This is a genomic window from Bacillus sp. Root920 (assembly GCF_001429445.1).
GTDB lineage: Bacteria > Bacillota > Bacilli > Bacillales > Bacillaceae > Bacillus > Bacillus safensis.
Map to the genome: position 1 here is coordinate 141,798 of NZ_LMJV01000001.1, position 10,712 is coordinate 152,509.

Annotated in this window: 1 protein-coding gene; it reads left to right on the forward strand. The window is 45.2% G+C overall.

All coding sequences use genetic code 11. The features are described from left to right. The first annotated feature begins 118 nt into the window (after positions 1-118). The gene (locus tag ASE42_RS00655) at positions 119-10,690 is read left to right on the forward strand and encodes a non-ribosomal peptide synthetase (RefSeq protein WP_056766797.1); all 10,572 of its coding nucleotides are present in this window, start codon (positions 119-121) and stop codon (positions 10,688-10,690) included. The last annotated feature ends 22 nt before the right edge of the window (positions 10,691-10,712 follow it).

Genomic DNA, 10,712 nt, shown 5'->3' on the forward strand with positions numbered 1-10,712 from the left:
CGGGGTGGGCTCCTTTTCGGTTTAACCGTCTATTTTAATGAAATAGACTTGGTTCTTTTGATATAGAGGGTGCAGGGTGAAATTGGTGGAGAAAACATAGAAGAGGCGGAGGATGAGAATGAATACAGTTTATTACCCCTTAACACATGCGCAAAAGCGAGTATTCTACACGGAAAGATTTTATCCAGGTACAAGTATTTCTAATTTGGGTGGATTCGCCAGGTTGAGATCAGCATCTGGTCTCGATCCTTCTTTGGTCGTCGATGTGCTTCAAGCGTACATTCGACAAACTGACTCTCTTCGGCTGAGGCTCGTGTATCGAGATGAAGAGGAGGAGCCTGTTCAATATATCAAACCTTATGAAAAACAGCCGATTCGCATGGAAAAGGGCTGGAGTGAAGAGGAAGTAAGGGTTTGGGCAAACGAGCAGATTCGTGAGCCAATGCCATTGATTGACAGCCCTTTGATTGAATTTACGGTGTTTCAAATCAGTGATCAAGAGTGCTGGCTGTTCTGTAAAGCACATCATATTGTCGCGGATGGTATTTCCATCATTTTAATGGGAAATCGCATTATTGATTTATATCATGACATGCTGCAAGGAGTAGACATCTCGCCAGTTGAGGAGATTTCCTTCGTTGATCACATCATGAGTGAGCAGACCTATGAATCTTCTAAACGTTTTCAAAAAGACCAAGCTTTTTGGAATGAGCAATTTGCTCATATTCCAGACTTCGCATCTTTAAAACCGCATAAGGGATACGAGATGAGTTTGCATGCGGAGCGATTTTCAGGGGATGTTCCAGATTCTTTAAAGGAGAAGCTTCGTGTTTTTTGTGAAGAACAGAAAGTCAGTATGCTTTCGATGTTTATGTCCACTGTCTATATTTACTTACATCGCTTTAGCGGTATGGAAGATGTCGTTCTTGGAACCTTTATGGGCAACCGGACGAATGCCAAAGAAAAAAAGATGATTGGGATGTTTGTATCTACGATTCCAATGCGTGCTTCTGTTCAAGGGTCGCAATCGTTTCTTGATTTCGTAAAGCAGGTCATGGCGGATCAAATGAAGATCTTGCGACACCAAAAGTACCCTTACAATTTGCTCATGAATGATTTGCGGGAAAGAGAAGGGTTTACAGGACGCCTTTTTGATATTTCTTTAGAGTATCAGGTGATGCAGTGGCAGAAAAAAGAGAATCTGTCGTTCATTACTGAACCGATTTTTAGCGGGAGCGGAATGAATGATATTTCAATACATGTGAAAGACCGCTGGGATACTGATACATTGACCATTGATTTGGATTACCGTACAGATGTATTCACAGAAGAAGAAATGAGTAAGATGTTTGATCGATTCTTGATATTACTAGAAGCGGCCGTCTCTCAGCCTGATCAGCTGATCGGGACACTGCCTTTACTTTCAGCAGGTGAACAAAAGGAGCTGCTGCAATTATCTGAAGGAGAATCGTTTGAAAGGCCAGCAGCAAAACCGGTTCATCACCTGTTTGATGAGACAGCCAACAAATATGCAGACCGGACAGCCGTTGTAGCAGAAAATGGAACAATTACTTATGGAGAGCTGCAACAACAGGCAGAAAAGCTGGCACGTTTTTTACAAATGAAAGGTATCTCACGTGATGTGCCTGTTGCTGTTTTGATGGAGCGGAAGACAGATGCCATGGCAGCAGTCTTCGGCATACTAAAGGCTGGCGGGGCATATGTACCAATTGATCCGGCATTACCTGAGGAGCGCATTCAATTTATTGTGGAGGATTCAGGTGCTTCTATTGTGTTAACAGAGGAATCGTTCATTCAAGAGTACCCAGCCCTCTCGGAAAAATTGATCGTGCTGCAGCAAATATTATTAGATGATGGACAGCTGCCTGAGCTCGCCGATCAGACGGCACCGGAGGATTTGGCCTACATGATTTATACATCGGGTACAACTGGAAAGCCGAAGGGCGTCATGATTGAGCATCTTCAGCTTCATCATTTGGTCCATGCTTTGCATCATGAGATTTATCAAGGGGCGAATGAGCTACAAATGGCGCTTCTAGCCCCATTCCATTTCGATGCATCGGTCAAACAAATCTTTGCTGCCCTTTTATTTGGACATACGCTTCATATCATCCCGCGAGAAACGACGAGAAATGGCATGCAGCTAGCGGCTTATTACAGAAAACATCAAATTGAAGCGGCAGATGGAACACCGGCGCATGTGCAGCTTTTACTTGCTGCGGATTTGGACGGGCTGTCATTGACGCACATGTTGATTGGGGGAGAAGCGCTGCCTGCGAAAGCAGCACGTTCACTCATTGAAGCAGTTCGTATGAGTCAGCCTGATTTTACTCTGTGGAATGTGTATGGTCCAACTGAGACGTGTGTGGATGCGGCGGTGCATCGCCTGAATCTCAGTGAGCTGAGCGAATCAACTGAACAGCGCTATGTGACGATTGGAAAACCGCTTGGTCATCATCGTATTTATATTTTAAATGAATATGATCAATTGCAGCTGCATGGGGCAGCAGGAGAACTGTGCATTGCCGGTATAGGTGTTGGGCGAGGCTATGTGAATCAGCCTGAATTGACGGAGAAGGTATTCACAGCAGATCCGTTTTCTCCGCATGAGCGGATGTATCGAACGGGGGATCTAGTCAGATGGCTTCCGGATGGCACGATTGATTATCTTGGCAGAATGGACGATCAAGTGAAAATAAGGGGTTACCGGATAGAAACAGGCGAGATTGAAGCTGTGATGGAGCAGGTAGATGGAGTTGATAAGGCAGTCGTGCTAGTGGTTGACGAAGCGGATGGAGAAAAAGCGTTAAGTGCTTATTATCAAGCTCGTCATGAAGGTGTGTCTGTTGACATGCTGCAAGCGGCTATCAAACATCAGCTTCCAGCGTACATGATGCCTCTTTATTTCAAACAGCTCGATGCTTTTCCACTCACAGTCAGCGGCAAAGTCGACCGTCGTGCACTTGCTGCGTTAAAAGGTGATAGAGCGGTACATGCTGTTTATACGGCACCTAGAAACGATATAGAAACGAAGCTTGTTCATTTGTGGGAAGACATTCTAGATCAAGAGAAGATCGGTGTATATGATTCTTTCTTCGATCGAGGCGGGCATTCGCTCAAAGCAATGACCGTACTTACCAAGGTTCAGCGAGACTTTGAAGTGGAGGTGCCGCTCTCCGTTTTATTTGAACAGCAGACAATTGCTGCTCTAGCTGCTTATATTGAGAAAGCAGAAAGGTCTTCTGAAACGGTGATACCAAAAGCGCCGGCTGCTGATCATTATCCATTGTCGCCTCCACAACAGCGCGTCTATATGGTGAGTCAATTGGAGCAAAGCACTGCATATCATATGCCTGCTGTTGTGAGGTTAAAAGGAACTCTGCAGCTTGAGAAGCTGACTGAAGCCTTTGACAGGCTGATCTCACGTCACGATATGCTGCGCACTTCTTTTCATACGATAAAAGGTGTTCCTCGTCAGCGGATCGTTTCATCAGTGTCCTTTCAAATAGAACAGCTGACAGGCGGTACGATGGAAGAAAACATGCAGCAATTTGTCAGACCTTTTGATCTTGAGTGTGCGCCGCTTCTTCGAATTGGTTTGCAGTCATTGCATGATCAGGAGCATTTGCTCTTTTTCGATATGCATCATTTGATTTCAGATGGTCTTTCGATCGATTTGATGCTGCGTGAGCTGTCAGATGCTTACGAGGGATCGGTTAAAGCACCATTGAAGCTTCAATATCAAGATTATGCTGTTTGGCAACAGCACCAAGGCTTTCAAAAAGAAGAGGCATTTTGGCTGCAAGAATTTTCGGGTGATATTCCGGCTTTACAGCTGCTGACCGATTATCAGCGTCCAGCTGTCCAGTCTTTCGCAGGTGATCGCGTCATCAAAGAAATAGATGAAGCGTTAAAGAATCAATTACAGGAGCTTGCAGCAAACCATCACACGACACTGTATACGGTCTTGCTTTCTGCTTACTATACATTGCTTGCCAAATATACAGGTCAAAAGGAATTTGTGGTCGGCACACCGGCGGCAGGGCGTGTGCATACAGATTTGAATGACATGATCGGTATGTTTGTCCAGACACTTGCTTTGCGGTCTGAGGTAGACCCGAATGGAACCATGTCTCAGCTGATTGAGCAAGTAAAGAAAAAGACAATGCAGGCATTTGAGCATCAGCAATATCCATTTGAACGGCTGCTTGAAAAGCTGAATGTGCCAAGAGATTTTAGCCGTCATCCATTGTTTGACACCGTCTTTACACTCGCGCCGGATCATGGAGCAGCCCAGCATATTGGAGACATGCTGGTCGAGGTTGAAGAAACCAATTTCCATATTGCGAAATTTGATTTAACACTGCAAGCGATGGAGTCCGATCGAGGTTTATCCTTTGTACTTGATTACAGTACGGCGCTATTTAAACGAAGTACGGCAGAGCAGATGATGAAACATTATGTTTATCTGCTGGAGCAGATGGTTCAAGCGCCGCAGGAAGCTATTCAATCCTATCGATTACTGTCTGAACAAGAAGCAGAAGCTCAGTTAAATAAGTGGAATCCGTTACCTTCGCCTTATCCAGCAGAAGAAACCATTGTGACGCAGTTTGAAAAACAGGTGCAGCAGCATGGTCATCAGCCTGCATTGCAATGTGAAGATGAGATTCTTTCTTATCAAGAGCTGAATGACCGAGTGAATCAGCTGGCTCATTATTTGCGTGAAAATGGTTTTGAAAAAGGGATGAAAGCGGCCTTATTCTTTGAACGTTCCAATGAAATGGTGCTCTCTGTTTTGGCTGTGCTTAAGGCTGGCGGTGTCTATGTACCAATTGACCCCGATTTCCCTGATGAGCGCGTGAAGCACTTTTTAACAGACAGCGGTGCACAATTCTTACTGACACATCAAGTGCTGTGCCATCGCTCAGTGCTCACTGCATTTGAGGGAACCATCATAGAAACAGAAGATCAAGCGATTGCTCAGCAGTCAGACAGCCCTATAGATGCTCATATTTTACCTGAGGACTTGGCGAATTTGACCTATACATCAGGTACAACCGGTAAGCCTAAAGGAAATATGGTGACACACCGGAACATTTTGAGAACTGTGAAGCAATCGAATTATCTCACCATTCATCCTGAAGACACGGTGATGAGCCTCTCAAACTATGTATTTGATGCCTTTATGTTTGATGTGTTTGGTGCATTATTAAACGGAGCGAAACTCATTGTTCTGCCAAAGGATCATATTTTAAACATGAATGAGCTTTCTGGAGCGATTGAGAAGGAAAAAGTCAGTATTTTAATGATCACAACAGCTCTTTTTCACTTACTCATCGACATGAAAAAAGACAGCCTGAAAAACGTAAGAAAAGTGCTGTTTGGCGGAGAACGTGCTTCTGTGCCTCATGTAGTGACTGCACTTGAGACAGTTGGGAAAGACAAGCTTGTTCATATGTACGGACCTTCTGAGAGCACAATTTTCACCACATATTATCCTGTGAATCATATTGAGAAGCAGGCGTTATCCATCCCAATCGGAAAGCCAGTGAGTCAAACGGCTGTTTATATTGTAGATGAGTTTGGACATGTTCAGCCGCCGGGTGTGGCGGGAGAGCTATGTGTCGCTGGTGATGGACTGGTGAAAGGATATTATAAGCAGCCAGAACTAACAAGCGAAAAGTTTGTCAACAATCCTTTCCGTCCTGGAGAGGCCATGTATAAAACGGGCGATCTTGCACGCTGGCTGCCGAATGGAGATATTGAATTCATTGGACGGATCGATCATCAAGTGAAGATTCGCGGACAGCGTATCGAGCTTGGTGAAATTGAACACCAGCTGCTTCGGCATCCTCAGGTGAAGGAAGCTGTCGTCATTGCTGCTTCGAATGACACCTTATGTGCGTATTTCACAGCGGAAGGATCTGTTTCATTATCTGATTTGCGCGAGCAAGCAGGACGTGAACTGCCTGTATATATGATGCCGGCATTTTTCATGCAATTAGACGAGCTTCCTTTGACGAATAATGGCAAGGTCGATAGGCGGGCGCTGCCAGCACCTGATCTCAGTGAGCAGGGGGCAAATGAATACACCTCTCCTCAAACAGAAACAGAGCGTCTGCTGTCGAACATTTGGGAGGAAGTTCTTGAAGTGCCGCGAATCGGCAGGCACGATCATTTCTTTGAATGCGGGGGCCATTCGCTGCGCGGCATGAAAATGCTGAACAGGCTATATGAAGAGATGCAGGTGGAGCTCACATTGAAGTCTTTATTTGAATCCCCAACATTAGAAGCGTTCGCCCTTGCGGTTGATCAAGCGGATCAAACGGAGATCAAGCGAGTAGAAGTTGCCAAAGAGGCGTCCTATTATCCAGTGACATCTGCTCAGAAAAGACTGTTTGTTTTGGAGAAAATGACTGATGCGGAGCAAAGCTATCATATGCCGGCTGCCTTAAAGCTAGAAGGAGCCTTTGATGAAAAACGATTTGAAAAGGCAATTGATCAGCTAGTCCAACGTCATGAAGCTTTCCGAACGAGCTTTGATTTTGTTCAGAATGAACCTGTTCAACGGATTGAAACAAATGTCTCTATAGACATTGAAAAAATTGAACAGAACGGCCGAGACATACAGGAATTAATGAATGACTTTATCAGGCCATTTGATGTAGAAAAAGCGCCTTTACTCAGAATAGGGCTGGTTTCCGTCTCCGTAAATGTCCGTTATTTACTGATTGATATGCATCATATCATTTCAGATGGTGCGTCTGTTGGCATTTTAATTGAGGAGCTATCAGCCCTGTATCGAGGAGACAAACTAGAGGAATTACCTGTTCAATATAAGGATTATGCAGTTTGGTCAAAAAGTGAGGCATCTGCTGCGCAAAAAGCAGCTGAAGAGGCTTTCTGGCTGGATCAATTACAAGGGGAGCTGCCTGTACTGGCACTGCCAGAAGATCTGCCAAGGCCAAAAGTGCAAACATTCGCAGGAGATCGTGTCTCATTTACAATCGAAGGTTCGCTTAAAGCGAAATTGGACGAACTCGTTAGAGCGCTCAACAGTACGACCTATACAGTCCTGCTTACTGGCTACAGTATTCTTTTGAGCAAGCTTTCAAGACAAGAAGATATCATCATTGGTTCTCCGGTTGTTGGCAGAACCCATCCTGATATTCAATCTGTGATCGGCATGTTTGTGAACACGTTGGCACTTAGAACAAGACCATCAGGACATCAGACAGCTGCTGAATTTGCTTCAAATGTTCATCAGCTTGTGTTAGAGGCAAATGAGCATCAGCTGTACCCATTTGAAGAATTGGTAGATCAGGTGCAAACGGTTCGCGACACAAGCCGTCATCCAATTTTTGACGTGGTATTCTCAATGGAAAATGCGGATATTCGTGATTTATCAATGGATGGGCTTCACATTGTACCACAGCCATTCGAAGAGAATATTGCCAAATTTGATTTGACCTTAACTGGAAACGAATCCGCAGATCAAATTGAACTCGTGTTTGATTTTAATTGTTCTATCTTTCAAAAGACGTCAATTGAAAAGTGGAAAGAATATTTCCTTCATTTGCTGGAACAAATGGTGTCAGCGCCAGATCAATCGTTAGATCAAATGCAATTATTGTCACCGCAGCAGCAGCAAAAACAGCTGAACGAATGGTTAGGTCCTGTTCTAGACTTCCCGTCAGATCAAACCGTCCATGCCTTGGTTGAAGCTAAGGCACAAGAAGCACCGCACCAAAAAGCGGCAACCTTCTGCGGAACGAGCTGGACGTATAAAGAGCTGAACAGCCGGGCGAATGTAGTCGCTTCAAGACTCATCGCAAACGGCATAAAACCAGGCGACCGCGTCGGTATTTTCACTCGTCCGTCCCTTGACATGACGGCAGCTGTTCTTGGTGTTCTCAAGGCAGGTGCGGCATTCGTTCCAATTGATGCAGACTATCCAGCGCAGCGTATTGCGTACATGCTGGAAGACTGCGGGGCAGAAGTACTTCTAATGCAAAAAGAGCTTACTGCACCAACTTCATTTACAGGTCAAGTGCTGTTCATAGAAGATGCCGTAGAAGGAGAAGCTCACGAGATTCAGATGCATGTGAAGCCAACAGATCTCGCTTATATGATTTACACGTCTGGGACGACGGGGCAGCCGAAGGGTGTCATGGTCGAGCACCAGTCCCTTGTGAATCTTGCATTCTGGCACAATGAAGCCTTCCAAGTGACAAAAGACGATCGAACCGCGAAATATGCCGGCTTTGGCTTTGACGCCTCCATTTGGGAGATGTTCCCGACGTGGATCGCCGGCGCAGAACTGCATATCATCGACGAAGCAATTCGTCTCGATATGATCAAACTCAATGCGTATTTCAATAAAGAAAACATCACCATTGCCTTCCTGCCAACGCAGTTATGCGAGCAGTTTATGTCAATGGACAATCATTCTCTGCGTTATTTACTAACAGGCGGAGATAAGCTGAAACAGGTAAAGCCAGTCCCATACAAACTAGTGAATAACTACGGTCCAACTGAAAATACAGTAGTAGCGACAAGTGGAATGATCGATCCAGAACAAGGCACGATTCCGATAGGAACAGCCATTGCCAATACACGTTTTTACATCATGGGTTCTTTATACGACCTGTCGCCGCCAGGCGTACCAGGTGAGCTCGTGATTGCAGGAAAAGGACTGGCAAGAGGCTACTGGAATCTTCCAGATGAAACCGACAAACGATTTGTCCCAGATCCATTTTATCCAGGTGAGCGCATGTACCGCACAGGCGATCTAGTGAAATGGACAGAGGATGGAGAGCTGATTTATCTCGGCAGAATAGACCATCAGGTCAACATCCGCGGCTTCCGTATTGAGCTGTCAGAAATTGAAGCGCAGCTCCTGACGCTGGATTCGGTCAAAGAAGCTGTTGTGACCACGGTCAAAGGTGCGGATGATCAGGACGCTCTTGCCGCTTACGTGATTACGGAGAACGATACAGATACAGAGGACTTAAAAGAAAGCCTGAAAGATGAAGTGGAAACACTGCTTTGCGGCATTTGGGAAGATGTCCTTGGCGTCAGCCAAGTCGGCATCAACGATCACTTCTTCTTCCTTGGCGGAGATTCGATTAAAGGAATCCAAATGGCAAGCAGACTCACGCAAGCGGGCTGGAAGCTCGATATGAAACTTCTATTCCAGTACCCAACGATTGCGGAGCTGCGCCCATATATCGAAGAAGCTGATCTTCTCACAGCTGACCAATCACCTGTCGAAGGAGAAGTCATTTTAACACCGATTCAGCGTTGGTTTTTTGAACGAAACTTTACGAATCAGCACCATTGGAACCAATCGGTTATGCTCCAAGCACCAAATGGTTTGGATGAACAAATCGTTCAGCAAGTGCTGGAGCAGCTCATGATTCATCATGACGCATTGCGAATGGTATATCCGCTCGAAGAAGGGCGCGTCATCCAGCGTCATCGAGGAATCGAGGAAAATAATGTGGCAATTGATGTGGTGGAAGTAAAAGGAGAGCTGTCGCAGCAGATCCAGCAAGTAGAAAAGCTGGCAAATGAAGTGCAGGCGAGTATGTCGTTAACGGAGGGACCACTAGTGAAACCTGCCATTTTCCGAACAGATCAAGGAGATCATTTATTGCTCGCTGTACACCATCTTGTGATTGATGGTGTGTCATGGCGCATTTTCCTTGAAGATTTCATGGCTCTTTATGAACAGTCGAAGCGCGGGGAAACTCTTACCCTTCCTGAAAAAACACACTCCTTCCAAGAATATGCCCAGAAGCTGACTGAATACGCTGTGTCAGATGAGCTGCTATCGGAAAGAGAGTATTGGAAAAAGGTGCTTGCACATTCCGTTCCTCCGCTTCAAAAGGATCATGTCACGGAGGATCAACGAATGCTTCATACACAGACCATTCGTTTTGCATTGTCTGAAGAGGAAACACGCAGTCTGTTGACGGATGTACATGAAGCCTATCAAACAGAAATCAACGATATTTTGCTGACGGCATTAGGATTGTCCATGAAAGAGTGGACAGGTGAAGACAGACACTTTATTCATCTTGAAGGGCACGGGAGAGAGGACATCCTCCCTGCGGTTAATGTATCACGGACCATCGGCTGGTTTACTAGTATGTATCCTGTGTTATTGGATATGTCGCATGCAGACGATCTTTCTTATCAGATCAAGTATTTAAAAGAGGAACTCAGACACATTCCGAACAAGGGCATCGGCTATGGCGTTTTAAAATACTTAACGCCTGACAAGATGAAGGACGATATCGATTTTCAAGTTACACCAGATATCAGCTTTAACTATCTTGGTCAGTTTGATGAACAGATCGGCGGCGGTGAACTGAGACGCTCTGCATGGCATGCAGGACAATCGCTGAGCCCTGAATCCGAGAAACCTCATGCGCTAGATATTGTTGGTTTCGTAGAACAAGCAATGCTCCATGTGACGATTTCCTATCATCACCTTGAATTCGAAGAACGTACGATGGAACAGTTCAAGGAACTCCTAGAAAAGAATGTGAAGGCATTAATCTCACATTGTCTATCACAGGATGAGAGTCAGATCACACCTAGTGATGTGGGGGATGAGGATCTCACCATGGACGAACTTGAAAAGCTAATGGATCTATTTTAAGCAAAAATGAAGAGGTGGACTT

Bases quoted from the DNA above. Each gene is read 5' to 3' on its own strand.
- ASE42_RS00655 (WP_056766797.1), top strand. From the start codon at position 119: ATGAATACAGTTTATTACCCCTTAACACATGCGCAAAAGCGAGTATTC.